The sequence below is a fragment of the Paraburkholderia sp. WC7.3g genome (genome assembly GCF_050436345.1).
Classification (GTDB): domain Bacteria; phylum Pseudomonadota; class Gammaproteobacteria; order Burkholderiales; family Burkholderiaceae; genus Paraburkholderia; species Paraburkholderia podalyriae.
On sequence record NZ_JBNDMA010000002.1, the window covers coordinates 1,433,407 to 1,460,390 of the forward strand.

The window sequence follows — 26,984 nt, forward strand, 5'->3', positions numbered from 1 at the left end:
TCAGGAGGGTGGCATGGACGGCTTCGTCAGGCATCAGATAGAAGGTGCGTCCGTCGACATCGACGTGATACCGGCTACGCCACGTGGCTACTGCGCGCGCTTTCGCATTTTCCGTGACGCGTCTGATAACCCGGAGTGGCACAGGGTGTATGTGTCGGGCAGTGTGTTCGATACGGCCGAGCAAGCGGAGGAAGCGGCCAGGTCGATGGCGCTCGAACGGGTGCTGGCGGGGGCGGCTAAGCCGCACCCATGAAAATTGCCGACCAACGGTCGGCAATTGAGTCTCTTGCGGTCCAGGACACGCTCTCGGCGGGGGACGCCGACGCCATACGCACGGCGCGCAGGTGCTACGAAATCGGAGGTGGTGACCAGTTTGTCAGCGCGGCGGGAACGCTCATTCCCCCCGGTGTCCCCAGGAGGCACGCCTGCTGTTTTGTCAGTCACCTACGGACGACGCGTATCCGTCCGCGCCCGAAGCGTGCCCGGGACCAGGCTCGTGCCGGTCTGGGCCGTCACGGAAAGTGACGGCTGAGCTGCGACCAGTTGTCGAATGGAATTCAATTGAGATGCGAGCTCTTGTTTGTACCAGTCCGGAGCCGTATTGCTAATAAAGGGCTCCCGAGAAGACCTCCATCACCGCCATGAGTTATCAGCAAGCCAACGTCTTGCTTTAGAGTGCGCATACTTCCATGCAGCGTCCTGCCAACCCGAATGCATAGACTTGCGCGAACTTCGCGGCTACGGATTCGGAGCGGGCAAGAATGGCACCCGCCTATAATGACTATCACAAGGTGGGAAGCGCCGTCGCGGCGAACTGCCGGAACGTAAGCGGAGGTCGGTTGCGGTCGGATGCGATGCGACGGTTGCAGAAGTTGTAGTGAGCTGGAGCAGCAGTTTGCTCCGCAGTTACATGCTTTGAGGCTCAACAATGAGGCGGCGTCGTGACTACAGACTCCAATAAAAGTAGCATTGCTGCGCTGACGCTGGCTGCCATTGGAATTGTGTACGGCGACATTGGAACCAGTCCGCTTTACACAATGAAGGAGGTATTCGCGAAACATCACGGTCTTTCGCTTGTCCCTGTCAATGTGCTGGGGGTGGTCTCGCTGATTTTGTGGGGCCTCATAATCGTGATTTCGCTCAAGTACGTAACTCTTGTTTTGCGGGCGGACAACCGAGGGGAAGGCGGCATTATGGCGATGACCGCGTTAGCGCTATCGTCGGTCACTCACAAATCCCGTTGGTACTATCCGGTGATGCTGCTTGGCATGGTCGGCGCAGGGCTGTTTTTCGGCGACGGTGTGATTACGCCAGCCATTTCAGTCTTGTCGGCCATTGAAGGGTTGGAAGTGGCCGCGCCGGCTCTTAAGCCGTATGTTATCTCTGTGACATTGGCCGTTCTGGTTGCACTGTACTTGTTGCAGCGCAGGGGCACAGCCGGTATCGGAAAATGGTTCGGCCCGATTGTGCTGGTCTGGTTCATTACGCTTGCTGCGATGGGCGTTGCTAATATCGCTAAGAACCCGGTCATTCTGATTGCCTTCAATCCGCTCCACGCCCTCGGCTTTCTCATCCACAACGGGTGGTTGGCCTTCGTCGCCCTCGGTGCGGTTGTCCTGGCGCTCACCGGTGCGGAAGCGCTGTATGCTGATATGGGCCATTTTGGCAAGAAGACAGTTCGCCTGGCCTGGTTCTCTATCGTCGCTCCCGCGCTGGCACTCAATTACCTCGGGCAAGGCGCCTTGTTGTTATCGAATCCGGCAGCGGTTTCGAATCCTTTCTTTCTGCAACTTGGCCCTTGGAGCGTTTATCCGCTCGTAGTGCTCTCGACGATGGCGACCGTTATCGCATCGCAGGCGACAATCTCTGGTGCATTTTCAGTGACTCAGCAAGCTATTGCGCTGGGCTTCCTGCCCCGTATGCGCATCCGCCAGACCTCTGAAAGTCAAAAGGGGCAAATCTACATCCCACTCGTCAATTGGCTCCAGCTCACGGCTGTCATATTGGCCGTTGTGGGATTCGGCTCGTCTTCCAATTTGGCTTCGGCCTATGGCATTGCTGCGACCGCTACGATGTTGACGACGACGCTGCTGACGTTCTTCGTTGTTCGTTTCGGCTGGAAATTTCCGCTGTTGCTGTCGGTCGCAGCGACCGGATTCTTTTTGATGATTGACGTCGCTTTGTTCTCTTCCACGAGTTTGAAAATCATTAGCGGCGGCTGGTTTACTCTAACAATCAGTGCGCTGATGGTCATGCTCATGCTGACGTGGCGAAGGGGGCGCGAACTGGTATTCCAAAGCCTCCAACGCCAACTCATCCCTCTCGACGACTTCCTCCAGTCGCTCTTCATCAATCCACCGCTACGCGTCCCCGGTACGGCCGTCTTCTTCCGTGCAGAAGGTGACGGCGTACCCCATGCGCTGTTGCATAACCTACTGCATAACCAAGTGCTGCATGAACGAACGATATTTTTGACTGTGTACGCCACCGACATCCCCAGAGTTCCGGATAGGGAACGCATCAAGGTGGTCCCGCTTGGACACAACTGCTATCAAGTCAACGTCTACTATGGGTTCTCGGATGAGCGCGACATACCGCGCGCTTTGCAAAAAGGTCGGCATGCTGGACTCTCGATTAACCCGATGCAAACCTCCTTCTTTATCGCCCGCCAGACAGTCCTCGCCACGCCGAAAGCCGGCATGGCGCTATGGCGGGAGGCCTTGTATTCCGCGATGTCTCGCAACGCTCGCGACGCGGCTGATTACTTCAAGATTCCGCCCAATCGGGTCATCGAACTGGGAGCGCAGGTAGAGATTTGAAGGGTAATGCCGACTCGAGCGAAGAGTTTCGGCTCCGTCCTTGGCAACATCACGTTGGGAAAAGTGGCGATAGTTGCCTGTACAGCGCTCGGAACGAGGCCAATCGCTCCACGAGCATTGAGCGCCGGCCTTCGTTAGGAACGAACGCCTGCGATATAGGTGGCGGGCGCGCAAAATCCGAAAAATCTCCACCGGCCGCTAACCAGCCGAGACGCGCGGCTCCGAGGGCAGCCACGACGGTTGGCACGTCGGGCCCTATGATGAAATGACCGAGGTGCGGGAATCGCGCCTCCTAACCGAGAGGAGTGGAAATCATGGCCACGCGCATCCCTTCGGCTTCGGTGTTCTCATCGTAGGGGCCCCACCTGAGCGGCGTGCGCGGAGCGTGGGTGGGCATCCGGACGGCATTCCAGCCGATGACTTATTCAGGGCCCGCGATGACTCGCGCTGGCGCGTACGGGCGGGCTGCTCATAGACGGCAGAGGTAAGCGGTGGCGCATACACAGGCGGGCGCCACATAAACGGCTGCCGGAAACCCGATAGTTTGTCCCACATCGACGTGAGCCACCGCTGCCCCTGAAAGTGCAAGCGCGGTGGCTCCAAGGCCTAATGAAAGCGTCAGGTGTCTCGCTTAAACCTTGCCGAGTGCTGCATTCGAGCTGCATTAGCGTGCGGTGAGTGTGCAGGAGAGGGGGCTGCCGCGCCAGAGTGCGCATGAACGACCTCAAGGTATTCCAGCGGAACCCGCTCAAGCCGTTCAGGCCGCCGCTCACCATCCACCGGGAATTCGACGCTTACGTGCTTTCCCGTGGGCTCATGCGCTATGACCTGCCCGACCCGACCTCGAAACCGGCTTGCCGAACGGTCGTCGAGTGCACTCAGGCGAGCAGCAGTGAATATCACGGAAATCTTTTTTCTTATCTGGGACACAAGAAGCTCCTTAATTCCATTGTTCAGAGGATAGGAAACAGGCGTAGGTAACGCAAGGAAAAAAAGGGTCCCCACCCAAGCCGTTTTGGCATACGGCGGCTGCTAGCGCATGCCTGCAGGTTCGGTGAACGCGTGGACCAGTCGACGGCTTCGTCCCGCGGAAGAGTCGTCAAATTTGTCGCCGGTTCGTTTCACGAGACAGACTTCGTCGTTGACGATGATGTCGCCAAGGCTGAGCCGGGGCGCGCTGGTGACCTTGAGTCTGGCAGAAACGTCGCGACGGCATCGGTCAGGTCGTCGGCTTTGGTTCGGGACAAGGCCCGCCCTTCAGCTCGCCGGGCGCATCCCGCTCCGCGGGCGAAGCGACCCCGACTGGACTCTTTTCCTCCGCGGCGTCGTGCAACGGCTCGGCCCACGCGTCCCTTCTCAGCTGGGGAAGCCCGGTCCCAAACCACTTCACCTTCTTCTGCATGTGAGCGACGTACGCCTTCCAGCCGTCAGGGTTGCCGTCAAAGAGGTCATGCTGAACGGTTGACGCGAGCGCATTGCGGTTGAGTTCAGTATCGAGCAGCTCCTTTGGCCACAGGAAGAACGCACTAGCGACGCGTGCGCTGAACTCGCCCACTGTCATCTTCCGCGCAAGTGCGCGGAGAACTCAAAGTCCTGTAACAAATCCTGCTCCTTCGCAAGCTGCACCACCAGCGCCTCCGGCCGACCTGTCCTGGCTAAACAGCTCAAAACTTCGAGCATGTCGCCGAGGTGAAGCAGCAGTTCGCGTCGGTCAAATCGGTCGTCCATTGCAGCTATCTCCGCTCGTTGCGTGCCTGGCTGGAAACGGTCTGTTCCGGCGCAACACCGCGCCCCGGCGACTCCTGCCCCGGCGCGTCTTCGTCAACCATTGCGTCATCGTCCTCTGACTGCACGAGTGGGGGAGCGCTGTCAGGCACCGGTGAGCCAGAGGCGTTCGGGGCGTCTCCAGGCCGTTCATCTTTATCATCGTCGCGGCGCACGTCGCGTGTCTGTCTCTTTCGTCGATTCGTCATGGTGGTCCTCCGTGAGGGAGGCAACGACCCGATGTACCGGGTCTGCCTGTCCGACTGTCTGACAGGCGGCAGCAGCTTCGCATGCTGCCGGCCGCGGACGGAACTCTTAAATGTCGTTACGTCTCCTTCGCTAACAGCGCGGGCGCAGACCAGTACGGGTCGCGGTTGTAATACTGATGGACCGTGGCGCCCCATTGCGCGTCTGCCATGGATGGCCAGTGGTCCTTGTCGAAACCAGACTCATTTTTGATTTGTGCGGCCGTTATGTCGACGAAGAAGCACTTCTCGTCAGTGTCCAGTGTCAGCGCACTCGACGGAATCGCGTGCAGGGTGCTGCCCATGCCGAGGAAGCCACCCTCCGAGAGCACCGCACATGCGACACGGCCGCTGCGCACGTCCAGCATGATGTCGGATATTTTGCCAATCTCTGCTCCGTCCGACGAGACCGCCTTGTTGCCATCCAGAGTCGACGCTGCCATCACCTCCGGCTCTGGCCCCGCACCCGCTCCACCGCCGACAATGTTTGCAACGGCACCGCCCGTGCGCGACGGTATTTTGGGGTCGTAGATTGCCATCAGCAATTGTTCTGGCCGGAAATCGATGAGGATGTCAACATCCCCGCGTTGATTTCATTCCAGTCCGGGAGTGCGGCGCGCCAGTGTTGTTCGCCAGAGGGAGTGTTCCCGGCCTGGCCGCCCGGGTGACTTTGCTGACAGTGAGTCCGGGTTCAACTGCATGCTCACATCACGGGGAAATCGCGGACCAATGTCAGCGGTGCATCATCCGCCTCGCGGCCGACAACCTCTTACGAAGGCGCAAACCCCATTCTCCTGCTGTTGCTCGACGACGATTTCCTGGGCGATACGACGCAGTTGCTCGCTATGTCCGTAGCGCAGTTCGGCCTGCGCCATGTCGATGGCTTCCTGATGATGGGGCACCATCATCGCGACGAAGTCCCGGTCGACATTGCCAGCCGGCTTGACGGACATGTCTGTCATCATCTTCCGTCATTGCCGCATCGTTTTCATCCATGAACGGCGCCTCGTTTGGGTTTGTACCCTGTGCACCAGCGGCGGATGCAGTCGGTGCGCCAAGTCCCGATATGGAAAGTGCGACGGCTGCCGACAGTACCAGTGGTCCAGACAGACGGATTGGGATGCGCATACACGTCCCCTTTTTCTCTTTTGGATTGCAGTCTCTTCTATTACGCCGCGCGATTGCCGAAACTTGGTGGTTCAATGGCCATGGCCTCCCCCGTGCCCGCCATGACCGCCCCAGTGGCCATGTCCACCGCCCCAGTAGCCGAAGCTGAACGACACCGACGGCCCCCACCAGCCCGGCCAGCCATACCACGGGTAGGGGGATAGTACGCAGGGTAGTAGGCGGGCGCGACGTACATGGGCGCCGGAGCGACGTGCGAGGGTTCACCCGGCGACGCGGGCCGGATGTTCTGGGCGTCGGCGCCGTTCGGCAAGCCGTAACCTTGAGCAGGGACTTCGTGCTGGGTAGCGACAGTAGGAACGGCGGGATAGTAGCCGTATGGATAGTAGCCGGAGCCGACGTAGTAGCAGCCGGACAGCGCAAGCAGTGCAACGGCGCTACCGGCGCGCGCCGTTGCGGCGAAGGGCTTCATGAGATGCTCCTGTCTCGTTGCGACGCCACGATGCGGCGCGCACTCATGAGCTCACTTCAGCGCTGGAATAGAGGGAACGAAGCGTATATGGCCGGACGCGTCCGAATCCGAAGGTCATCTCGAAGTGGGTTTCTTCGCGGCTGGGTGTGACGCTCAGCAATTACGTCGCGCGAACAAAGCGCGGCAGGTACCCATTCGCATATTCCATGGCACGACGGGCTCGTGTTGCGCAGTTCAGTATCTTCCGTCCGGCGACGACCGCGACTCGCTTGCTTCCGTCAGCGAACGCCCTCGGAAGCCGCGCGTCGTCGGCGTCGTCGGGCCCCAGAAATACCTGAACCACGAACTTTTTGTCCAATAACGCATTCCACCGTCCGCCGGTGCGAGGAAATCCGGAGGATAGCGGTTATCAGCGGAAACAGACGGTTCGTCGCGTGAAGTTTCCATGATGCGCAAGGCGTGTTATCAGTTTTACCGGGGCGGCTAAATAGTGCCGGTCACGAATGTGCGTCAACGTACATACATAATAATTTTGGGAGTGCCGTCGCCAAACTCACGGACGTTCGTGCTGCTATTTTTAAGCTAAAGCCTAGTGGAGTTGGGTGTAACCATTTAACATACGTAAGCCATCCAAAACAATTAGGATAATATAATAATACGAATCAATGTTAACCCGAGTTTTTGGCATTTAAGGAGACATTGAATGGACGTGCTGGTCGTCGAAGATAATGAGGTGGTCGCGGACAGTCTGGCTTTCCTGCTTGATTGCTATGGTCACCGCGCCACCGTGGTGGAAGACGGAGAAAGCGCGCTCTCGCTGCTGTGCTGCCGCGCTTTCGAACTGGTCCTGCTTGACGAGAACCTGCCCGGAATTAAAGGAAGTGCTGTCGCACTGTCGATTGTCAATACGCCTTTCGCTGACCGGCCCTTCATTGTCTCCATGACTGGAGACAGTGAGGATGGCGGACTCACGCGGCTTTTCGATGTCTGTCTGCAGAAGCCGTTCTGCCTCGAGGCACTTTTGCAAGTGATTGAAGATGCTCAAAGCTGTGGTGATGCGAGCGCTCGCCTGGCCGCCTAGGCATTGCTTGGCTGTCAGATGCGGTCACCCCAAGGCCGAGCTATACGCAAGCCAGGGTTGTGCTCGTCCGGATGGTCTGGACGACCTTTTTGTCGTATATGTGCAACGGCAAACGTGAATATTTATTTATTGGTTGGCGCCACTGCACACGCGAAGGAATAGTTGTTCTCGCAACTATAACGCCAACCACAGTCGCATCCGGCGTGCCGGCGAAAAGGCAACATGGCGTCATGAGGCCGTCATGACAAATACGTAGATTTCGGCCGGCACCGAAATAACTGGTGTTGAATTGCAAAAAATATAATCTGAGAGAAGTTAGACAAATGAATCAACATACTCAAAGTATCGGTCATCTCGAGCGCAGTGTCGGCAATGACCGTCTGACGCGCGCTTTGGCCGCACGCCTCGACAAGGCATTGACACGCGCCGGCATCAGTTCGGCACGCGCAGCGAAGTGGCTGGGTGTGAGCGAATATGACGTGCAATATTGGCGACGCGGAATCACCGTGCCGCCGCTGAACGCTTGTACGCGCCTCGCCGCCGTCCTCCATCTCGATGTTCACTGGCTTTGCACGGGGCAGCCTCCGGTCGCCTGATTCGCAGTTCGCGGGAAACGCGGGCCAGGGGAGTTTGTGTTCCGTGGATTCCTGTAGGTTCTGAAGTTCGCAGCCCGGTCGGCATCGCACTCGCAATGATGCAGTTGTACGCATTTCGGATGCGGCACAGCAGGCGTCTCTTCCGCAAACCCGGAGGGAATCGATGTGAAGGCAGTTAAACAAGATGCGGCGTTCGACCAGGCACCGCGCCTCAATAAGTACGAGATGGAGTTATCGCGAGGCGCCTCGCATATCGCGAGCACGCTGTACGAGGAAAGCATGCTCGCTGCGGTCTCGGAAACCATTCTGGCCTTCGAGGCCGCGCACGGACGCGACGACCTGAAATCATTTGCGCACACTCTGCTCAGAAGACTGGAGCAGCGCGGGAAGCCGCTGGCGGGCAAGGTGCTCCAGCTCTTTATTGAGCGCGGCCGTTTGCCAGAGGAGGTACCCAGCGCGCCAGTACCTGTGTCTGCTCGCAAACCTGCCGCCCGGAAGCGGCAAAGCGCGGACTCACGGGAGGCCAGAGCGCGCGAAGCAGCGTGAGCCGGATGTATGTTGGCGAACCACAAGTTTCAATCCTTAACCGCAACAACCGAGGGAAGAACATGTCAAAGCGAATCGCTTATGTCACCGGCGGCATGGGTGGAATTGGTACAGAAATTTCTCAGCGGTTGTTCAAGGACGGCTTCACGGTCGTCGCCGGTTGTGGACCCAACTCTGCCCGGCGGGAAAGATGGCTGAAGGAGCAGGAGGCGCTTGGCTTTTCCTTTACCGCGTCCGAAGGGAATGTCGGTGACTGGGAGTCTACGGTGGCGGCATTTGCCAGGGTGACGAAGGACGTCGGCGAGATTGACGTGCTGGTGAATAACGCCGGCATTACGCGGGACGGCACGTTTCGCAAGATGTCGATGGAGAACTGGAACGATGTCATTGATACGAACCTGACCAGCCTCTTCAATGTGACCAAGCAGGTCATCGAGGGGATGGTGAGCAGGGAGTGGGGGCGAATCATCAATATCTCATCCGTGAACGGTCAGAAAGGGCAGTTTGGCCAGACCAATTACGCCACAGCGAAGGCGGGCATTCACGGCTTTACGATGTCGCTTGCCCAGGAGGTAGCGACCAAGGGCATCACGGTGAATACGGTTTCTCCCGGGTACATCGGGACGGATATGGTTCGTGCGGTGCGTCCTGAAGTACTGGACGCAATCATTCAGGGCATTCCGGTGCGCCGTCTCGGAGGGGCCTCGGAAATTGCTTCAATTGTTTCGTGGCTCGCCAGCAATGAGTCCGGCTTTGCGACCGGTGCTGATTTTTCGCTCAACGGTGGGCTTCACATGGGTTGAGACCTCGATGGACGCGTGCTTTACGCGGGCCGCTAGCTGTCCAGGCCTGCGTTCCCGTCGAAGTGGCGACGAGACGCAAGCGGCTTCGCGGCGCCCACACTGATGGCGTAATACTGGGCCGGTCGCGCACATCGACGACCGATGTGACTCGCGAAGACAGTGTCAGCGTGGTGAGACTCTTCCTCCTGATTCGCCGCGCTGTGAAAATACAGCAAACGCGAATGCGACATTAAACTTTTGTGGAGTGAATATGGCAACCGGAACTGTAAAGTGGTTTAACGACGCCAAGGGCTTCGGCTTTATCACGCCGGACGACGGCGGAGAAGACCTGTTCGCCCACTTCTCTGAGGTTCAGGGCAGCGGCTTCAAATCATTGCAGGAGAATCAGAAGGTCAGCTTCGACGTGAAGCAGGGGCCGAAGGGCAAGCAGGCTGCCAACATCAAGCCGCTGTAACAAGCCCGACGCTTGCCTCGTCGCGATGAATGGGACGTTACGCAGCCCGTTTTGCAAAACGTACGGACAACCAGCTGGAGACCCGCATGCACGATGTGTCGCATATCGAACCCTCGTCCTACCAGGGTACCCGCAAGACGTTGCGCTTTCTCGCACGCGACGCCCGAAATCCTGGCGCAGCCCTGGTTTACTGGCTGGGTGTGAGAGAACCTTCATTGGAGTCCAGCTTCTTCCACGCCATGCAGAAGTACGGTCCGCTGATGCAGCTGGTTCTGCCCGATGAACGTCCAGGCGTCTTCGTGAAACGGGACGCCGTTCAAAAAGTCCAGGATTCCGGAGTTGTAAAGCGACTCGTTTTCAAGGACGAGTCATCGCTCGACGTTCGATATGACGGGCCGTGCCGCGACCTCTTTAACGAGTGAATGACGCTGGCGTGCCTCTGTTGTCGCGGGAGACGGATAGCGTCCGTGAATACGGCAACGGAACGGTGATGCGACTTCGCAGCTAGCGGCGCCATTGTTCCAGGCGAGCCTTCGCTGCACGGCTGGACATAACCATCAAGCGTGCAAAGGTGATTTCCAGTCGGGTGGCCAGGTCACTCGGCGTACCAGAACGCGACGTGACCCTTTGGCGCGCCGGAGTTATCGTTCCGAAGAGTACGGATTGTGCGCGCCTGTCTGACCTTCCCGACGTGGACGTCGCCTGACTATGCGCAGGTCAAGCGTAGACCACAGCATGTCATGACAGTTCTCATCGGACGCGAACTCACAAGTTGCTCGGCTTGTCCCGACTCACCGCCGCGCCGGAATCGCGTGCCGGGCCCCTGCCATTGGCCGGCATCACGGTCGAAATGGCATGCTTGAAAACAAGTTGCACGCCCGAGCCAGACTCCAGCAGCACTACAAACTGGTCAAAGCCGGCCAGTTGACCACTCAGTCTGATGCCGTTCACGAGGAACACGTTGACGGTGGTCTTGGCCTTTAAGAGCGTCTGCAGAAAATCGTCCTGTACGCATGGGCGTGCGGTCATGTTCTGGGCCAAAGCGATAGGTTCTTTGATTGTACGGGCGATACCTGAAGCCGCGAGCCAGTCCAGAGGAAGTGTGTTACCGCGACTCGAGGGCGTCGAGGCATGCCTGCTCCGTATCGTTCGGATGCAAGTGGCGGTATGCGTCGAACAATTGTGAGCACAGGGTTGCCAATGCAGTGAGATTCACAGCCTGGTCTGCATACTCGACCTCGCCTGCGTTAATGACGTCGTCGAGGACGGGAGCCAGGCGACGCAATTGCCGGAAAGTGGCGGCGTCAAGTTTCATATCGGAACTCCTCAGCGGCAGAGCTCACTCTAAGCTGACTGCCTCGAGGCGCTGCCCGGCCCCGCCAACTTGCGTGCGTCCCCGCCAGTTCAGTTAAGCACCCGCTTCGGCCTCCGACGGACACGAATCTCCGTTGACGGCTCATGTGACTCGCGGTGCTGGACGTCGTGTGGCAAGGCGGCCTCGGTGGTGCCTTCCGTTGCTGCCAATCGCATTGTATTCCGGGTCGCGACCGCACTCAGCACCGCGCAGGTGCGGACGCGGTTGACGCCACCCAATGTCCTTTCAGCACGTCGTGTCCTGGCTCTCATCGGTTGCCTCCTGCGGCAGTGCACAGCGAACCTGAGAAACTACTTGAATACTAGACTGCAAGGCCTCCAGGAGCAAGGAAACCGACAGTCCGCAGTGTGCGGCTGCCGACACTCGATAACGGCTGCTCGCCGGGCTGTAATTGTGCACTGCACAGCACCAAAGAAGTGTTACACGTTGTTAAACCACAGAGAGAGGGTATACGCTTAAATGAATGCCACTGCGAGACAACCATGGACACGCCCATCCTGCTGGACCGCAACGGATTGCTTGCCGCATGGCATCGCCTTGTCGCGACCGCGCAACATGCCGCGCGCGACCGGTACGAGTTGAACGAGTTCGGCGAGGTGGTGGCGAATGGTTGCCCGTCGGGGACGCGCCAGCTGGCCTTCACAGACATTTACTGTCAGCTGTCCGAACAGATGGGGCACCTTGCCGCCATGGCAGTGCCGGTGGTGACGCCATCGTTTGGTATCAGGGTCCCGGACGTGGTATGGATGGCGCCCGAAAAATGGGAAGGTCTTGATGGGGACACCCCCGTGCCGTTTGTACCCGACCTTTGCGTAGAAGTGCTGCTCGATAGCGACCGGCAGCGCGAGATGGACCGTAGGGTCGCGTCGTACCTGGAAGGCGGCGCGAAGGAGGTGATTGTGGTCAGACAGAATGGGGGACTTGAATTCTGGGGAGCCGAGGGCCGACGCCAGGCTTCCGCGTTCGCGATAGCACTCTCGCTCGAGCCCCTCTATTGCCAGGTCAGTGCGTCGGTCAGCACCATCGGCAGCCAGGTCTGCGACGATATACACCATCGAGTTGCGGAAGTGACCTGGGCTCGGGATGTCAGCCATGACTCGGTGCAGTGGGAGGCGAAGCAGGCCAACGCTAATGCGCCGCTGCTGAATCGCGCGACATCGGCGCAGTCATAATCCGTGAGCATCAACTCGTCTTGATGTCGGCCCGGGTACGTGTGGAAACCACGCGGGCGCAGAACTGTCGTTCCTCGATGCGGACTTCCGCTTTTTAGCCATCGCCAACTCCAACCTCTGCGGCGTCCGCATTTCTTGCTCGTGACGGGCCGCTATGGGACGCATTGTTGCTGAAGCCCGCCCCTATAGGCCGGTTGATAAAGGCGATTCATAATCTGCCCGACAACAGCTCGGCGTGGTGCCCCCAATCTACTCCGCTTCTGCAAAAGCTAATGTGGAATCGATGAACGTCTCGTTGGCGCCTGGCCGCCAGCGTGTCGGCGTTTCGCTGTGCAATCGAACATGGCTTCCCCATTGGAAATTGGCCCGCATCCTGGCGGGACTATGGCAACGCGCGTTGCTACTTCAAGCGACGCGTGGCACGCAGGACGGCCTATGATGAAATCATTGAGGTGCGGAAACCGTGCCTCCTAACCCAGAGGAGCGAGAATCATGGCCAAGCAAGACACCGAATCCAGCGTCTACAGCGTCACGGAAATTATCGGCACCAGCCCAACCTCCTGGGAGGATGCGGCGAAAAATGCTGTGGAAATTGCAGCGAACTCGCTGCGTGATTTGCGAGTCGCCGAAGTCTGCAAGCTCGACATGAGGGTCGATAGCGGCAAGGTCGTTGAATACCGGGCGCGAGTATCTTTGTCCTTCAAGTACGAAGCATGAAACGGCGACCCCGAACCACGGCAAAGAACACGCTTCCGACACTGCAAGTTTGCGGCATCGAGCTTGTACGGCAGTTGCGGACGGCGCAACCACGGTCCGTGCCAGACTGAGACGGTGAGTCGCCGACGACCAGCGACATCAAGCAGGCGCCTTGCTACCATCGACTAGCCGTAATTAGCCTGCCCGCCCGGGCCACTTTCTTTAAGGAGGTTGAGATGGACGTGCCAGTCACTGAAGAACAAATCCGAACACTTGCTTTCTATCTGTGGGAGAAGGACGGCTCTCCCGAAGGACGCGCGGACGAGTACTGGGAGAAGGCTCGACAGCAGTTGGGTGCGGACCAGTCACCGGCAGCATCTGAGGGCGACACAGTAGCCTGAGCGGCGCGCGCCAAAGGCAATGCGGGCGCCAGAGCAAGGGTCCTCACGCGCCTGTCTTGGCGATTGACCGGACTGGTCTCAGGTACTCCGACAGTCCGGGTGTCGCCTTGCTCCTTACCAGTTCGAGTGCTTTATCCGCCAGTGAGCCAAAATCGGCGCCGCTAGCAGTTAGCAAACCTGGATACTCTGCGAAAACAACTGGCGGTTCGCGTATGACCGAGCGCGAGGCGCGCAACGTCTCGGAGTTAGACTGACTCTGCGAAAGCTCTGGACGAACAGAAAGCTCAGTTCGCGTGCAAACGGCGGGTCTGTGCGACTGAAGGCAGCATCAGCATCGACGGGCATTTCGCTTGCTCTCGCCTCCGGGAACTGGTGTCCCGGTGCTAAGCTTCCGAAAGCCGGGAGGGTATCGGCTAGCCTCCGACAGCTGGCTGGTCCAGCCGTAATAAGAAGCCGCGCGAGCTTCCTGCCGCCGGCTACGAGGAGAAGTCCATGACAGCGCGCTCAATCGCATCGTTGACCCTTTTCTTCGGCTGGTTTCCATTCCGGTCAAACTGTATTCGGCCACCGAGAGTGCCTCAGGGGTAGGCTTCAATTTCCCGTCGCCGGAAGGCGGCCGGGTGAAGCAGCAATACGTTTGTGAAGCCACCGGCAAGGTCGTGGCACGTGCCGACATGAAGAAGGATTACGAGTTTGAGAAAGGGCGGTTCATTGTATTCACTCCCGACGAACTGAAGGCGCTGGAAGAAGGTGCCACTCATGTTGTCGAGATTGTCTCCTTCATGCCGGAGGAATCGGTCGACCAGCTGTACTGATAAGGCCTATTTCATTGCACCGGACAAGTGGGGAGCCAAACTCTACAGTCTGCTGCGGCAAAGGCAGGGCTTAGTGCGCCACTTGAGCGGCTATCGTCGTCTCAATACCTGAAGCGCGTCTAGCGCGAAACACCGCCGCTGCGCTCTCGCGCGCGGTGTTTGACGCAGGTCGCCGTCGCGACGGCCGTCAAACGCGAACGTCAAGTGAATCGAAGCCTCATGGCGAGCTAGGCTGCCGTCGAATCTCACCGGCGATGCCTCGTGACCGCGTGCGCTAAGGGATACGTGTGGCACTGAATATGCATGTCAGCATTCGAGGATGCAGGCCTGTGGCATACGCTTCATTGACCGATTCAATTTGCGATTTCCACGGTCGCGACCTTCACTACACTTCTATTAGTAGTAGATGGAGGACATATGAAGACAGCCGCCGACCCGCAGAAAATTGTCCATGACATCGCCGAGTCCACGCACAACGACGAAGAATTGGTGTCGAAGATGTACGCTGACGCCGTTGCAGATTATCAGCGTGAAGCGCGCATTCTGGATTACGTTCCTCTTTTTGCAGCAAAGCGCGTACGGGAAGGCCTGAAATCCCGAACAGCAACGTAGTGCAGAATCTTCCGTACACTGCCGAGTCAGCTTGCCCGAGTTCGGGGCGAGCTAAGCCTTGGATGTCGCGCACTCCGGGCCTCGAGGACTCAGCAGTGGCTCTCCACCCAAGCACGTGCCCAGTCTAGACCGACTAGCTCGGCCTCTTCTTCGGTCTCAAAGCTGCCGAGGACGCCCGAGGCTTTAACAAGCTTGTTGTGCTGGGTGATGGTGCCGCTTGCCGCATATCGTTCCTGGTCAAGAATGTCGTCCTGTTGAACGATGGCGTGGCCCCAGATGCGGAATCCCTTGTAGCTCTCAGCTTCCACTAGCGCGTAACCTCGACAGTTGAACGGTGCGAATTCACGCGATGTACGTTTCGAGTTATCTGTCGTGGAATTTCTTATACGTCTGGCGCAACAACTCGCGCACCATCACCGACGATATGCTGCGTTGTGGCCTGCTGATGTATCCCGCACCGCGCCTCTGGTGGGTCCCAGACCTCGATATAGTGCTCGCCGGCGAATGCGGTCGACATGCAGGCTAGCAACATCAATCCGCCGCCACACAATTTCACAGTTTCTTCTCCACATTGCGACGCTTCAGCGAATCGCTGCAGCGGACAACTTCTCCCACGCACGAGCTATCGCAGCCTTGGCAGTAGTGACGGTCGCGCACCGTACGGTCAACGCACCACACGCCGTGGCATAGACACTAAAGCGACTGACTGACAGAACACCGGCTTAACGGATATGTTTTTCAGTGCTCACTCGGCCGGAAAGCTGAGTCACTCTCCACCACCTCCTGGGTCGCGGACCAATACGGCTGCCGGTTGTAGTAGCTGTACGTTGACTGTCCCCATATCGCATCTGCCATGGCGGGCCAGTGGTCCTTGTCGAAGCCAGGGTCCTCCTTGAGGCGCTGTGCCGTAATGTCGACGAAGAAACACTTCTGGTCTGTATCGAGGGTCAGCGCGCTCCATGGGATGGCATGCAGGTTAGACCCCATCCCAAGGAAGCCGCCTTCCGACAGCACTGCATAGGCGATGCGTCCGTTGCGGACATCAAGCATGATGTCTGAAATCTTTCCCACGTGTTCGCCGTCTGAAGACATCACCTTGGTCCCGTCGAGCGTCGCGGCAGCCATGACGTCTGGTCCCGGTCCTTCGCCAACGCCACCGCCCACGATATTCGCTCCGCCTCGGGCAGCACCTTGCGGGTTGATTGAGCCCATGATTCACCTCCATCGAAAATGGTGCCTCCGTAACAAGCAAGCAGCATACCTCCGCAGGCGGGTGCCCACGAATTCGGCGCGAAAGGCTGGATGGTCTCCGGATGCGCAATTTCAGTGCAGACGTTCGCGCTAAGCCCGCAGGACCAACGACTCGACTATCGCGAGCGCGTCAGGTCCATTCGTCGCCCGCTTGACCTCATGTCCTGCCAGTTCCAGCAACGTTGATTTTTCGATACGAGCACGGCGCGACCCATGCCCACGATACTTCCTGTTGATGACAACCCGAACATTCTGCGACCTCTGCGGTGGTTGATTGAGCCTTCAGGCAGATTCACGGAGGCATTTAGTGATGCGCCCGACATCTCGCCGCTGACGCCTATCGCACCGACGTGAACTTCGGCACATGGCGCCCTCAAGAGAAGACGCGAGGCGCTCTCGGAATGCCGTTCGTTCACCGGTTACGCCCAATACCTTGAGGGCATCGGGGCCCAACGCGAGGGCGCCGGAGCCGGCGCATTGACGCGCTGTTTGGAACAGCACAAACGCCGGGCCAGGAGCGAGCTGACGGCAGACTCAAGGGCTTTCAGGTCGACGGGCTTGCAGAAGAACATGTTCCACAGCGCGGACTTATCTTTGGGCGGCAACTCGCCAGATGTCATCACCACCGGAATCTGCGCAAGTGAAGGGTAAAATTTCAGCCGCTCGCAGAGGGCGATGCCGTCCATTCCCGGCATGTTCCAGTCGGTGATAAATCAAATCAGGCAGATGGCGCCCCGCCAACGCCAGCGCCGGTTCACCGCTATCCGCGAGCAGCACCCGGTGACCACTTCGCTCGAAAACCAGCTGAAGCATCCACAGTGATTCACCGTCGTCGTCGACCAGGAGAATGAGAGCCATGGCGCAGCAACCCGGGACATATCGATTTTGCGCATCAAGCGTGCCGCCTTGCACAACCGCCGGCGTGCGCCCTCGAAGACACTTTGTTGTTCGTCGTACTCGGCGGCCGTGCGCTGAGAGCGGCGCTCTATCGTCAGTGCATTCGGCGTTTTAACGGGAGCGTGACAACGCTGTCGCCGAGGCCAGGCTGGAGCGCCCTGGGACCGACATACGCGTTCCAGCCGTCACGGTTGCCGCCAGAGCTTTCCGGTTGAGTCCGGTGGCATGCGGCGCCTGCTGCCAGTTCAGCGACGCGTGCCGGCTCGTGCGACGCCGCCGGAGTCGAGATGCACCGGGAGTAAGTCGTTCAACTACATCCGCGTTCGAAATTTCAAGGTCAGAATTGGCGTTGCTTCAAGCGCGAAATAACTTCGGTGTGGCGAGCGTATTGAGGGGACAATCCCAAAGAGATGCGAGCATGCAGGCCAGGCGACCGGTCGCTCATCGTCGGCCTGTTCAACCGATGTGCGGCTCGAAAACCGTCGGTATTCTAGCCGGTGCGGCTCGGTGTCAGATTCCAGTCACCCGGAGGCATACGAAGTCAGGACGATTGTCGCGCATCGCCACCGCTGCATTTCAAAACCAGCCGGAGGCGGAATCATCCGCCGCACCGACATTTGGGTGGGCTAGCAGGTCAGGGGAAGAGCTAGCGCCGCTCGGGGCCGTTGATTCCGCACGGTGTATTCACATCGCCGACGGCGGGCCCACGGGACACTGCTTCGGCGCGACGCATCCAGCTCATGCCCTTTACTGCCAGCCCGGATGGGCCCACCGCAAATCGGGCGAGCCTCGGGTCTGGTTGCACACGCGGATATATACCCGTCACGGTGCCTTTTCGTCCGGCGGCTGGTCGCCGGGAGACGGCTCCGGAGGCGTCTCCTCGTCGGGAACGTCTTCGTCCGGTTCTGTTCCTGGAACGTCGCTGTCTGTCTGCGTTCCAGCATTCTCGTCCGGCCCGATTTCCGTCGCTCCACCGGTCGACGGCGGGTCGCTCGCAGCGAACGTATCTTCGACGGCTGTATCGACGTCCTTTTCCGATTTGTCGTCGGCCGCGCGTTGCTCGGTAGGATGGGTAGCCATTTCCAACTCCTGATGGTTTGTGTTCCGAGAGGCCGCAACGGCTGTTCCTGAAGCGGCATCAGCCTGCGCGGCAAGAAGGCGAGCGATGGTAGAGCCGCGCCAGGAGCGCAAATCAGCGCAGACCCTCCGTGCGGGGAAGAACCGTCAATGCATTGGCATTCCAAAAATCCGGACCTCCAGGGGAGCAAATCCGCTCCGTCCGGTCGTATCCATTGTGAGTTGTCGTCTGACCGAATGTTCTTCAATGGGAAGGGGCATCCGTAGCCGCACTTGTTTTCGGCTTTCCAGAAACTGGTTTTCCGGTGCTAAGCTTGCAAAAAAGCCGGGAGGATAGCGACTGACCTCCGACCGGTGGCTTGTGCAGCCGTAATCAGAAGCCGCGCGACCTCCGGCCCGCCGGCTACGAGGAGAAGTCCATGGCAGCTCGTTCCATCGCGTCTCTGACGCTTTCCTTCGGCCTGGTTTCCATCCCGGTCAAACTGTACTCGGCCACGGAGAGTGCCTCAGGGGTTGGCTTCAATCTCCTGACGCCAGAAGGCGGGCGGGTGAAGCAGCAGTACATCTCTGAGGCGACAGGCGAGGTGGTGCCTCGCGCCGACATGAAGAAGGGTTACGAGTTTGAGAAGGGACAGTTCGTCGTCTTCGCTGCGGACGAGCTGAAGGCGCTTGAAGAGGGTGCTACGCACGTTGTAGAAATTGTCTCCTTCGTGCCGGAAAAATCGGTCGACCCGCTCTACTACGACAAGGCGTATTTCATTGCGCCGGACAAACGGGGTGGCAAACCCTACAGTCTGCTGCAGCAGGCGATGCGCCAAAGCGAACGGTGTGCACTCGCCAAATGGTCCTATAAAGGCAAAACCCGCATCGTCCAGATACGGCCCGCTGAAGACGGTATGGTTTTCCAGCAGCTGCTGTTCGCAGATGAGGTGCGTGCATTGAGCGATTTGCATATCGAGCAGGCGCCCGTAACCGCCACGGAACTCAAGCTTGCGCTGCAAATCATCGACCAGGTCTCCGAAGACGCTTACGACCCGTCGGCTTATGAGGACGAGGAGAAAAAGCGGATTCTCGAGGCCATCGACCGGAAAATCGCGGGCAAGCAGATTGTGTCTCCAGAGGAGTCCACGAGTGAGTCGGGCGGCCAGGTAATTGACCTGATGGAAGCGCTTCGGGCGAGTCTCAGCGCCAACAAGGCGAAACGGGACGTACCGGCGAAGACGGCGCCGGCCAGGACAACGGCAACGAAGAAGACCACCGCCGCTGACGTCGAAGTGTTGGCAGCCAAACCAAGGCGCCCTGTCAAACGAGCCACACCGAAAGCCGACATCAAAGAGGCGCAACCGGCAAAGGTTCGAGCACGCAAGTGACCAGACCGAATCAGTCAAACGATTACTCGTTGCGCAGCCTTCAATCGCTGCTGGGCGTGTCGCGTCGGGTGCTTTCCGGACTAATTGACGCTGGATTCGTTCACCCGGCGCGCGGTCGCAGAAACGAGCTTCGATTCTCTTTCCAGGATGTCGTTGTCTTGCGCACAGCATTTCAGTTGCAATCAGCCAAAGTCTCAACACGGAAGATTCTGAGGGCGCTTGCCAAGCTGAAAGCGGAACTCCCTGATGAGCTTCCCCTGTCTGGCATCCGAATCACATCGGTAGGCGAGACCGTGGCTGTCAGGTCAGGACAGGCCCAATGGGACGCTGCCTCGGGCCAGCACCTGCTCGACTTCGAGGTCGCACCTATTCGTGGCGATGTCGCGTTCCTCGACTCGGCACCGCGAAACCTGGCGAGTCGGGAACAGCAAGCGGAGGAATGGTTTGCACTCGCCGAACAACTGACCGGAACCGATGCTATTGGCGCAGAGCAGGCCTACCGGAAAGTGCTGGAGCTCGCACCATCACCGCATTACCACGCTTTTACCAATCTGGGCGTATTGCTGTGCGAGGCAGAAACCCGCTGCGATGAGGCATTGTCCGTTTTTGAAGGGGCTTTAGAGCACTTCCCGGATGACGCGTTACTGCACTTCAACCGCGCGGTCGTTCTCGAAGAGCTGAAACGTTACGACGCTGCAGCGACAGCCTATCAGCGATGCATAGAACTTGACCCGACGCATGCCGACGCTCACTTCAACCTCGCCCGGCTGAGCGAGATTCGTGGTGACAAACAGGGTCTCGTTCGGTACCTTAGTGCTTATCGCCGGCTGGTTGGCTGAACCGGGATTCGCCGGCGAATCATCTGGTTCAGAGCACGGCTTGCGGCCTATCAATTCGTACATGAGGATGCTGAAACCTTGCGGCATGTCCAAGGCGACGGCCTGATGAGAGCACGTACAAAGCTGCAGCTGCGTTCCGCATCGTACTCGTGACGCAACTGTTCTGTCGAAGTTCATCGACGCGACTTGTCCTCCACCCACGTTTTACTTGTCCTCCACCCACGCGCAACTTGTCCTCCACCCACGTTTTGCTTGGCCTTCACACACGGAAAATGGGTATCCACTTCCGAAAACTATGCTGCAGGCAAGACGTTTTCTCGGTCGAGCACTCCGGTAATCTTATAATCTTTAATCTGTGTAACCCTATGCGTGAGCGAGGAGCCCCTAAGATTGGCTCAAGACAGCGATTCCGATGAATCTTCTCGGCCTTGTTGTACGGCTCCGAATATCCCCGCGGGTAGCGCTTATGGCAACCAGGACGAAGGGCTGTGCGCACGAGCGGCGTTTCTGCTATCAAGCCGGCCCCCCTTAAGGAAGCGTCAAGCTGTTCGGAAGTCACCGCTGTCCAGTGGACTCCCTGGCTGTCCTCTGCCCAGTCTCGCGAAGGAGCCCGCCGAGCCAGTGACCGGGGCGACTACTCCGTGCTGAGACGACCTGGCGTCGTACGTTCCTAGGGTCCTCGTTGGTTCGCAAGCGGCTCACGCCGGCGCAACTCGTCTATTCTCGTTGGAGTGGCTTAGCCGGTCTTCCGACGATTCGATTCGAACAGTCATTGCCAACTAGCTGGTAACAAGACGGCGGGTTCTTTCTCTGAACGGGTCGGGCGAAGCGCTGATTGAGGGCGCATAGCTACCGCCGGCGGCTCCAATTCCATTTCTCCGCAACGACGCCCATTGGCGAACTCGCCGGCACGGGCTGCCGCGCATGGATTGAAGCCAGTCATTTCTCGCGCGTTTCATGGGACGACACCTCTTCTGGACTCTCGTAGATATATGTGGCGACGCTACGCTGTTGCAGCGCATTGCCCAATTTCATCCGCAGAAAGCTGCTTGTCGTATACCGAGTCACATCTGAGTAAAATCTTGCGACAAGACCGGTCACCATTTCGGAGTACGCGTCGATGACCTCGGGCGCTATCGAGAAGTTGTCGTAGTTGACTATTGCATGGGGTCTGACTTTGAGCCCGGAGAGCGAATGTTCAACCTCGGCGCGGATTGCTTCAACATCGTCCCCCGTCAATACCTTGTGTCCTTCGAAATTGATGAAAAACATGTTCTTTTCTGAGTCGTAACTGAACCGCTCGTTGAGTTTCAGCCGCAGCAACATTGCCCGCAAGCCCATCGGCCGTTCTTCAAAGATGCGCGCGTCCATGAGGCGGGGAGTACCTTTCATGATGGGAGCGAAACCCATCTGAGAGACGATGTCGCGGCAGAGGTCGACCCCTGGTGCAACCTCAACGAGTTCGAGACCATCACGGGTAAGAGAAAAGACGCAACGTTCTGTGATGTACAGGACCGGTTGTTGGCGTTCAATGGCGTAGAGGCCACCGAAGGTTCGATGCTCCACTGCGTCCACAAACTTCTGGCAAACACCTTCCTTGAGAATCTGCAGACGTCCATCTTTGATACTCACGTTGAGCTGGCCTGCATTGAACGTTCCGACAAAGACGACCTTCTTCGCTGCCTGCGAGATATTTATAAAACCGCCGGCGCCAGAGAGCTTTGGCCCAAACTTGCTGACGTTGAGGTTACCCTCGCGGTCAACCTGCGCAAGACCAAGAAATGCGATGTCGAGACCGCCGCCATCGTAGAAGTCGAACTGGTACGGCTGGTCAATGATGGCATCGGTGTTGGTTGCTGCGCCGAAATTCAGCCCGCCTGCCGGTATCCCGCCAATGACACCGGGCTCGGTCGTCATCGTGAAAAGGTCGCATACCTTCTCTTCGTTAGCAACGCTCGCAATTCCTTCGGGCATTCCGATGCCGAGGTTGACGACGCTATTGGCCATCAGCTCGAAAGAAGCACGTCTGGCGATGATTTTTCGCTCACTCATCGTCATCGACGGAATTGAACTTGTCGCGATGCGAAGCTCACTCGCGAAGCCTGGGCTGTAGGGCTCAGTGAACGTTTGCCAATGGTTTTCCTGTTTTGCAACCACGACGCAGTCGACCAGAATCCCAGGTATTTTGACCTGTCGTGGATTCAGAGTGCCTGACTCGGCGATACGCTCGACCTGGACTATCACAATTCCGCCAGAGTTACGCGCGGCCATCGCGATGGCCAGTGATTCGAGCGTGAGTGCCTCCTTCTCCATTGTCACATTCCCGTCCGCGTCGGCGGTGGTTCCACGCACGATGGCGACATCGACCGGAAAAGTTTTATACAGAAGGCAATCAGCGCCGTTGACGGATATGAGGCTTACCACGTCCTCCGTCGTTCGGGCGTTAAGCTTGCCGCCACCGTTGCGTGGGTCGACGAACGTGCCGAGTCCAACTGTGGACAAGTGACCTGGCCGATGAGCGGCAATGTCGCGGAACAGTTGGGAAATGACGCCTTGCGGAAGGTTGTAGGCTTCGATGAGACCTTCAACGGCCAGGCGTTGGAGGCCAGGAACAAGTCCCCAGTGGCCACCGACAACCCGCCGAACGAGTCCTTCGTGGGCGAGGTGATTTAAGCCTTTACTGGCTCCGTCGCCCTGGCCACCCGCGTAGACCAGTGTTAAGTCTCGAGCCGTGTCGCTTCCGCTGCGCCCTGAGTCAAGGAACAGTTGTTCCAGCGCGATGGCGACTTCTTCCGCGAACCCGATACCAACGAAGCCACCGGTTGCCACGGTGTTTCCTGGTCGAATCAGTCTGACGGCTTGTTGTGCGCTAACGATTTTGCCTCGCGCGACACTATTGGCGGCCGCGGGGAATGGGTGTTGAAAGCCTGCACTCATGATGTCTCCAAACTGCACCATGGAGCCAGGCTCCGGCGCTATGTAGTTGTTGCGACCATTCGTAACTCGACCACAGCCTTCATTCTTGGTTAATGATGAATTATCTATCAGCTACGGACGGCCAGTGGAAGACCGTAGGTTCATTCTTAACGAGTGCCCGCGTTGCCGTCATGCTCTCCCATGCCTTACAGCCACGACCGCGGCGGGTAAGCTCCCATGGACAAAACAGAGACGGTTGACCCCGCACCATCAAGCGTGGGATGAACGGTCAGTTCAACCCTCCGCGTCCGGTTGGCCGGAGGGTTCGGCTTGCCTGAAGGCTTCCAAATCAGACGCATTGTCCGCAATGCGTTTGATTGTCGGATAGCTGTCCAGCGGGATGTCAAATCGGCGGGCGTTCCAGACTTGTGGTACCAGGCAAATGTCAGCAAGAGTTGGTGCGTCGCCGAACGCGAGATTTCCAACGCGTCTTTCCGCTTTAAGCCGCACCTCCAGTGAACCGAAGCCGACATCAATCCAATGCCGGTACCATTGCGACTTCTGCTCATCAGATATGCCGAAGTTTTTCTTCAGGTACTGGAGTACCCGCAAATTATTGACCGGATGTATTTCGCAGGCGACCTGAAGCGCAACGGAGCGGACGTAGGCCCGGTCGGTGGGGTCTCCGGGAAGAAGCGGCGGGTCGGGATACATCTCCTCGAGGTATTCGATTATCGCCAGAGACTGTGTCAAAACCTCCGGTCCGTCCTCAAGCGCTGGGACGACACCGTCTGGATTTACCCGACGGTATGCCGGTGAGAGCTGTTGGCCGCCATCTCTGAGAAGATGAACAGCCTCGTACTGAAACGGCAGCTCTTTCAAGGCGAGTGCGATACGAACCCGATAAGACGCTGAGCTGCGAAAATAGCTATACAGCTTCATTCACCGTCCTCCTGGACGGGGACCTCAAGCGCGGGCAGTATGGCACCGACGCATGAACCGAACCCGACGCGATAGCCATCGCCTTGACACCAGCCAGTCAGAGTAAGTTCGTCGCCATCGTCGATAAAGCCCCGTGTCTCGCCATCGTCGAGCTTGAGGGGTGACTGCCCATTCCATGTCAGTTCGAGCAGGCTGCCGAACGTCCCAATCTTGTCATCGCTCGACTCAGATTTCGGTCCGCTGATGGTCCCCGAGCCTAGAAGGTCTCCGACCCGCGTGTTGCAGCCAGCGGAGGTGTGGTGCACCAACTGCTGCGCCATCGACCAGTACATGTACTTGAAGTTGGTCTTGGCAATAGTCGTCGGCGACGCAGCAGCTTTTGGCTTCAACTGCACCTCAAGGTGTAAGTCGACGCCAGCGCGCGTCGCACCCCGCAGATATGACAGGGGCTTCGGCATCTGCGATGGTTGTTCGACGCGAAACGGCTCGAGTGCTTCCATCGTCACGACCCAGGGAGAAATGGTCGTAGCGAACCCTTTCGAGTTGAACGGGCCGAGGGGCTGGTATTCCCACTGCTGAATGTCGCGCGCGCTCCAATCGTTGAGGAGGACCATTCCAAAGATATGACCATCCGCGTCCGCGGCGGTAATCGTTGTGCCTAGGGTGTTACCCACGCCGACAAAAAACCCGGTTTCCAGCTCGATGTCGAGCTTGCGGCACGGTCCATAAGTGGGGCGCTCATCCTCGGGGCCCTTGCGCTGTCCATTCGGGCGGCGAATCGGTGTGCCGCTCACTACTACCGAAGACGCTCGCCCGTTATATCCGATTGGAATCTCGAGCCAATTTGGCATCAGCGCGTTCTTCGGGTCACGAAACATCGCCCCGACGTTGGTCGCATGTTCTCTCGATGAATAGAAATCGGTGTAACCGGGTATGTCGAAGGGGAGACGCATGACCGCGTCGCTTTGGCGCACGAACGCTTGCTCTCGCAGTTCGGGGTCGTCCCGAAGCGTCGCGTTGTCCGCGGACAGTAGCGTCGACAGCTGAATCCGGATGCTGCTCCAGGTCGCTTTCCCCAAGGCTACGAAATCATTGAGCCGCGATTGGCGGAAGACGCTTTTAGGTAGGCCGTCATCGTCCGTGACCACGTAAGGTACGGCAAGCAGTCCAGCGGACTCAAGCTCGCAAAGGTCGACAATCAAGTCTCCGATTGCAACACCGACCCGCCCTCTGTCGGACTTGTCGTCGGAGAACACGCCGAAAGGAAGGTTCTGGATGGGAAAGTCGGTATCGGCAGAATTCGCTGACTCGACCCAGCTTCGGAGGCTCGGGTCAGTCGTCCGACTAAGCATCAGGGTATCGTCTGTATTGACTGGCATCACTTGACGTCCGGATTGAAGTTGTTTTTGAGGCCTTGCCAGCACTCAAAATACTGCGCCTGCAACTGTGAGGTCTCTAGGGCAAACTGTGTTGGCTTGATGAGGTTGCGAGTCTCGAACATGAAAGCCATGGTTGAATCGACCTTCATGGGCTTTGTTGTGTCAGACACCGATGCCTTCTCAAAGGTGCCGGCGTCGGGCCCGTGGCCTGACATGCAGTTGTGCAGGCTGGCACCGCCGGGCACGAAACCCTCAGCTTTAGCGTCATACTCGCCGTGGATTAGCCCCATAAACTCGCTGGCGAAGTTTCGATGGAACCAGGGCGGCCGGAACGTATCTTCGGCCGCGAGCCACCGTGGCGGGAAGATGACAAAGTCGATGGTGTCCACGCCGGGCGTGTCACTCGGCGAGTGCAGCACCAGAAAAATCGACGGGTCCGGATGGTCGAAGCTGATTGAGCCAATCGTATTGAAGAGTCGGAGGTCGTATTTGTACGGCGCATAGTTGCCGTGCCACGCTACGACATCGAGCGGCGAGTGGCCAATATCTGCGCGCCACAGATGCCCGTTAAGCTTTGCCACCAGTTCAAAATTGCCCTCGCGGACTTCATATGCTGCAAGTGGCGTCAGGAAGTCGCGTGGATTGGCAAGCCCGTTCGAACCAATAGGACCGAGGTCCGGCAGGCGTAACAGGGCGCCGAAGTTCTCGCAGATATAGCCGCGGGCTTCGCCATCGGGCAACTCGACGCGAAAGCGTACGCCTCGCGGAATGACAGCGATTTCTTGTGGCTCCACGTCGAGGAGACCCAGCTCGGTCGCAATGCTCAGGCGACCGGCCTGGGGAACAATCAGCAGTTCTCCGTCGGCGCTGTAGAAGAACCGGTCTGTCATCGACCGGTTCGTTGCGTACATATGGATAGCACAACCCGACATCGCCTCCGCCGAACCATTGCCTGCCATGGTTACCAGACCGTCAATAAAATCTGTCGGCGTTTCCGGCATCGGAAGCGGGTCCCAGCGCAACTGATTTGGAGGCGTTGGGGGCACACTCGAGAAGTCGCTAACGAGTTTGTCGCTCTGTAACAGCGTGAACGGCATATGGACCGCAGCTGGTCGCACTCGATACAGCCACGAACGACGGTTGTGGGAGCGAGGAGCAGTGAATGCCGTGCCCGACAGTTGTTCGGCGTACAGCCCGTAGGGCGCACGCTGAGGTGAATTTCGACCAACCGGGAGAGCACCGGGAAGTGCTTCGGTGGCGAACTCGCTGGCGAATCCCGATTGGTAGCCAACTGGATGGGCAGAGAACGGAGACGCGGACGACGCGCGTTCCAGTAA

29 protein-coding genes and 2 pseudogenes are annotated in these 26,984 nt (G+C 58.4%); 17 read left to right on the plus strand and 14 right to left on the minus strand.

Features of this window, described 5'->3' with window-relative positions:
• Positions 1 to 13 precede the first annotated feature (13 nt).
• The 3 genes from OKW43_RS18110 (at position 14) to OKW43_RS18120 (ending at position 3,800) form a co-directional block, all read left to right on the plus strand.
• On the plus strand, positions 14 to 253 hold the full coding sequence (locus OKW43_RS18110; RefSeq protein ID WP_018419007.1) for a hypothetical protein: 240 nt from the start codon (positions 14 to 16) through the stop codon (positions 251 to 253).
• Between the two features lie 688 nt (positions 254 to 941).
• Positions 942 to 2,819 carry a potassium transporter Kup gene (locus OKW43_RS18115; protein ID WP_429448842.1) on the plus strand — a complete coding sequence of 626 codons (1,878 nt, stop codon included), beginning with the start codon at positions 942 to 944 and terminating at the stop codon, positions 2,817 to 2,819.
• A 714-nt stretch (positions 2,820 to 3,533) separates the two neighbouring features.
• A complete protein-coding gene (locus OKW43_RS18120) occupies positions 3,534 to 3,800 on the plus strand; it encodes a hypothetical protein (protein ID WP_429448844.1) in 267 nt (88 codons plus the stop codon).
• 238 nt (positions 3,801 to 4,038) lie between these two features.
• On the opposite strand, the gene OKW43_RS18125 is transcribed toward OKW43_RS18120, so the two are convergent.
• From OKW43_RS18125 to OKW43_RS18140, 4 genes and pseudogenes are all read right to left on the minus strand, one after another.
• Complete coding sequence (locus tag OKW43_RS18125) at positions 4,039 to 4,374, minus strand: hypothetical protein (protein WP_429448845.1); 336 nt, start codon at positions 4,372 to 4,374, stop codon at positions 4,039 to 4,041.
• 2 nt (positions 4,375 to 4,376) lie between these two features.
• On the minus strand, positions 4,377 to 4,547 hold the full coding sequence (locus OKW43_RS18130; protein ID WP_429448846.1) for a hypothetical protein: 171 nt from the start codon (positions 4,545 to 4,547) through the stop codon (positions 4,377 to 4,379).
• Positions 4,548 to 4,908: 361 nt separating this feature from the next.
• Positions 4,909 to 5,367 (minus strand): PRC-barrel domain-containing protein, encoded by a 459-nt coding sequence (locus OKW43_RS18135; protein WP_429448847.1) that lies wholly within the window; start codon positions 5,365 to 5,367, stop codon positions 4,909 to 4,911.
• 252 nt (positions 5,368 to 5,619) lie between these two features.
• A pseudogene (locus OKW43_RS18140) lies at positions 5,620 to 5,956 on the minus strand (DUF305 domain-containing protein); the annotation flags it as partial.
• A 1,172-nt stretch (positions 5,957 to 7,128) separates the two neighbouring features.
• On the opposite strand from OKW43_RS18140, the gene OKW43_RS18145 reads away from it, so the two are divergent.
• From OKW43_RS18145 to OKW43_RS18170, 6 genes are all read left to right on the plus strand, one after another.
• Positions 7,129 to 7,506 carry a response regulator gene (locus OKW43_RS18145; RefSeq protein ID WP_429448848.1) on the plus strand — a complete coding sequence of 126 codons (378 nt, stop codon included), beginning with the start codon at positions 7,129 to 7,131 and terminating at the stop codon, positions 7,504 to 7,506.
• 323 nt (positions 7,507 to 7,829) lie between these two features.
• Positions 7,830 to 8,102, plus strand: coding sequence for an XRE family transcriptional regulator (locus OKW43_RS18150; protein WP_429448849.1), 273 nt, complete (start codon positions 7,830 to 7,832; stop codon positions 8,100 to 8,102).
• A 165-nt stretch (positions 8,103 to 8,267) separates the two neighbouring features.
• Positions 8,268 to 8,648 carry a hypothetical protein gene (locus tag OKW43_RS18155; protein ID WP_429448850.1) on the plus strand — a complete coding sequence of 127 codons (381 nt, stop codon included), beginning with the start codon at positions 8,268 to 8,270 and terminating at the stop codon, positions 8,646 to 8,648.
• Between the two features lie 62 nt (positions 8,649 to 8,710).
• Positions 8,711 to 9,451, plus strand: coding sequence for an acetoacetyl-CoA reductase (gene phbB / locus OKW43_RS18160; RefSeq protein WP_429448852.1), 741 nt, complete (start codon positions 8,711 to 8,713; stop codon positions 9,449 to 9,451).
• A 250-nt stretch (positions 9,452 to 9,701) separates the two neighbouring features.
• A complete protein-coding gene (locus OKW43_RS18165) occupies positions 9,702 to 9,905 on the plus strand; it encodes a cold-shock protein (protein WP_187635655.1) in 204 nt (67 codons plus the stop codon).
• A gap of 86 nt (positions 9,906 to 9,991) precedes the next feature.
• Positions 9,992 to 10,327 carry a hypothetical protein gene (locus OKW43_RS18170; protein WP_429448854.1) on the plus strand — a complete coding sequence of 112 codons (336 nt, stop codon included), beginning with the start codon at positions 9,992 to 9,994 and terminating at the stop codon, positions 10,325 to 10,327.
• A gap of 343 nt (positions 10,328 to 10,670) precedes the next feature.
• Here the strand turns inward: OKW43_RS18170 and hfq are convergent, their stop codons facing one another.
• Together hfq and OKW43_RS18180 are read right to left on the minus strand one after the other, a co-directional pair.
• A complete protein-coding gene (gene hfq, locus OKW43_RS18175) occupies positions 10,671 to 10,934 on the minus strand; it encodes an RNA chaperone Hfq (RefSeq protein ID WP_429448856.1) in 264 nt (87 codons plus the stop codon).
• A gap of 76 nt (positions 10,935 to 11,010) precedes the next feature.
• Positions 11,011 to 11,220, minus strand: coding sequence for a hypothetical protein (locus tag OKW43_RS18180; RefSeq protein ID WP_429448858.1), 210 nt, complete (start codon positions 11,218 to 11,220; stop codon positions 11,011 to 11,013).
• Positions 11,221 to 11,762: 542 nt separating this feature from the next.
• Here OKW43_RS18180 and OKW43_RS18185 point away from each other — a divergent pair.
• The 5 genes and pseudogenes from OKW43_RS18185 to OKW43_RS18205 all read left to right on the plus strand — a co-directional run bounded on the left by OKW43_RS18185 (position 11,763) and on the right by OKW43_RS18205 (position 14,976).
• Entirely contained in the window at positions 11,763 to 12,452 is a 690-nt protein-coding gene (locus OKW43_RS18185; protein WP_429448860.1) for a Uma2 family endonuclease, read from the plus strand.
• Positions 12,453 to 12,944: 492 nt separating this feature from the next.
• Positions 12,945 to 13,169 (plus strand): dodecin family protein, encoded by a 225-nt coding sequence (locus OKW43_RS18190; RefSeq protein ID WP_018419043.1) that lies wholly within the window; start codon positions 12,945 to 12,947, stop codon positions 13,167 to 13,169.
• A 215-nt stretch (positions 13,170 to 13,384) separates the two neighbouring features.
• Entirely contained in the window at positions 13,385 to 13,549 is a 165-nt protein-coding gene (locus OKW43_RS18195) for a DUF2934 domain-containing protein (protein ID WP_187635659.1), read from the plus strand.
• 492 nt (positions 13,550 to 14,041) lie between these two features.
• Positions 14,042 to 14,425: pseudogene (locus OKW43_RS18200) on the plus strand (Ku protein); the annotation flags it as partial.
• Positions 14,426 to 14,781: 356 nt separating this feature from the next.
• Positions 14,782 to 14,976, plus strand: a complete 195-nt coding sequence (locus OKW43_RS18205) for a DUF3562 domain-containing protein (RefSeq protein WP_429448862.1) — start codon at positions 14,782 to 14,784, stop codon at positions 14,974 to 14,976.
• Between the two features lie 89 nt (positions 14,977 to 15,065).
• Here OKW43_RS18205 and OKW43_RS18210 read toward each other — a convergent pair whose 3' ends face one another.
• From OKW43_RS18210 to OKW43_RS18220, 3 genes are all read right to left on the minus strand, one after another.
• Positions 15,066 to 15,284, minus strand: coding sequence for a hypothetical protein (locus OKW43_RS18210; RefSeq protein WP_429448864.1), 219 nt, complete (start codon positions 15,282 to 15,284; stop codon positions 15,066 to 15,068).
• 430 nt (positions 15,285 to 15,714) lie between these two features.
• Entirely contained in the window at positions 15,715 to 16,188 is a 474-nt protein-coding gene (locus OKW43_RS18215) for a PRC-barrel domain-containing protein (RefSeq protein ID WP_429448866.1), read from the minus strand.
• Between the two features lie 458 nt (positions 16,189 to 16,646).
• Positions 16,647 to 16,913 carry a response regulator gene (locus tag OKW43_RS18220; protein ID WP_429448868.1) on the minus strand — a complete coding sequence of 89 codons (267 nt, stop codon included), beginning with the start codon at positions 16,911 to 16,913 and terminating at the stop codon, positions 16,647 to 16,649.
• Between OKW43_RS18220 and OKW43_RS18225 the strand changes: the two genes are divergently transcribed.
• Complete coding sequence (locus OKW43_RS18225; protein ID WP_429448870.1) at positions 16,903 to 17,049, plus strand: hypothetical protein; 147 nt, start codon at positions 16,903 to 16,905, stop codon at positions 17,047 to 17,049. The two genes, OKW43_RS18220 and OKW43_RS18225, sit on opposite strands and share 11 nt — an antisense overlap.
• An 897-nt stretch (positions 17,050 to 17,946) precedes the next feature.
• Here OKW43_RS18225 and OKW43_RS18230 read toward each other — a convergent pair.
• Positions 17,947 to 18,204: a hypothetical protein gene (locus tag OKW43_RS18230; protein WP_429448872.1), complete on the minus strand. Its 258-nt coding sequence runs from the start codon at positions 18,202 to 18,204 to the stop codon at positions 17,947 to 17,949.
• A 416-nt stretch (positions 18,205 to 18,620) separates the two neighbouring features.
• Here OKW43_RS18230 and OKW43_RS18235 point away from each other — a divergent pair, with 416 nt between their 5' ends.
• Both OKW43_RS18235 and OKW43_RS18240 read left to right on the plus strand, forming a co-directional pair.
• Positions 18,621 to 19,571, plus strand: coding sequence for a Ku protein (locus OKW43_RS18235; RefSeq protein WP_429448874.1), 951 nt, complete (start codon positions 18,621 to 18,623; stop codon positions 19,569 to 19,571).
• Positions 19,568 to 20,410 carry a tetratricopeptide repeat protein gene (locus OKW43_RS18240; RefSeq protein WP_429448876.1) on the plus strand — a complete coding sequence of 281 codons (843 nt, stop codon included), beginning with the start codon at positions 19,568 to 19,570 and terminating at the stop codon, positions 20,408 to 20,410. Before OKW43_RS18235 ends, OKW43_RS18240 begins: the two co-directional genes overlap by 4 nt.
• A 939-nt stretch (positions 20,411 to 21,349) precedes the next feature.
• On the opposite strand, the gene OKW43_RS18245 is transcribed toward OKW43_RS18240, so the two are convergent.
• From OKW43_RS18245 to hmgA, 4 genes are all read right to left on the minus strand, one after another.
• Positions 21,350 to 23,347, minus strand: a complete 1,998-nt coding sequence (locus OKW43_RS18245) for an acyl CoA:acetate/3-ketoacid CoA transferase (RefSeq protein ID WP_429448878.1) — start codon at positions 23,345 to 23,347, stop codon at positions 21,350 to 21,352.
• A 273-nt stretch (positions 23,348 to 23,620) separates the two neighbouring features.
• Positions 23,621 to 24,268, minus strand: coding sequence for a maleylacetoacetate isomerase (gene maiA / locus OKW43_RS18250; protein WP_429448880.1), 648 nt, complete (start codon positions 24,266 to 24,268; stop codon positions 23,621 to 23,623).
• The gene (gene fahA, locus OKW43_RS18255; RefSeq protein WP_429448882.1) at positions 24,265 to 25,647 is read right to left on the minus strand and encodes a fumarylacetoacetase; all 1,383 of its coding nucleotides are present in this window, start codon (positions 25,645 to 25,647) and stop codon (positions 24,265 to 24,267) included. The genes maiA and fahA overlap by 4 nt, the downstream gene beginning before the upstream one ends.
• Positions 25,647 to 26,981, minus strand: a complete 1,335-nt coding sequence (hmgA, locus tag OKW43_RS18260) for a homogentisate 1,2-dioxygenase (protein ID WP_429451717.1) — start codon at positions 26,979 to 26,981, stop codon at positions 25,647 to 25,649. The genes fahA and hmgA overlap by 1 nt, the downstream gene beginning before the upstream one ends.
• Between the last annotated feature and the right edge of the window lie 3 nt (positions 26,982 to 26,984).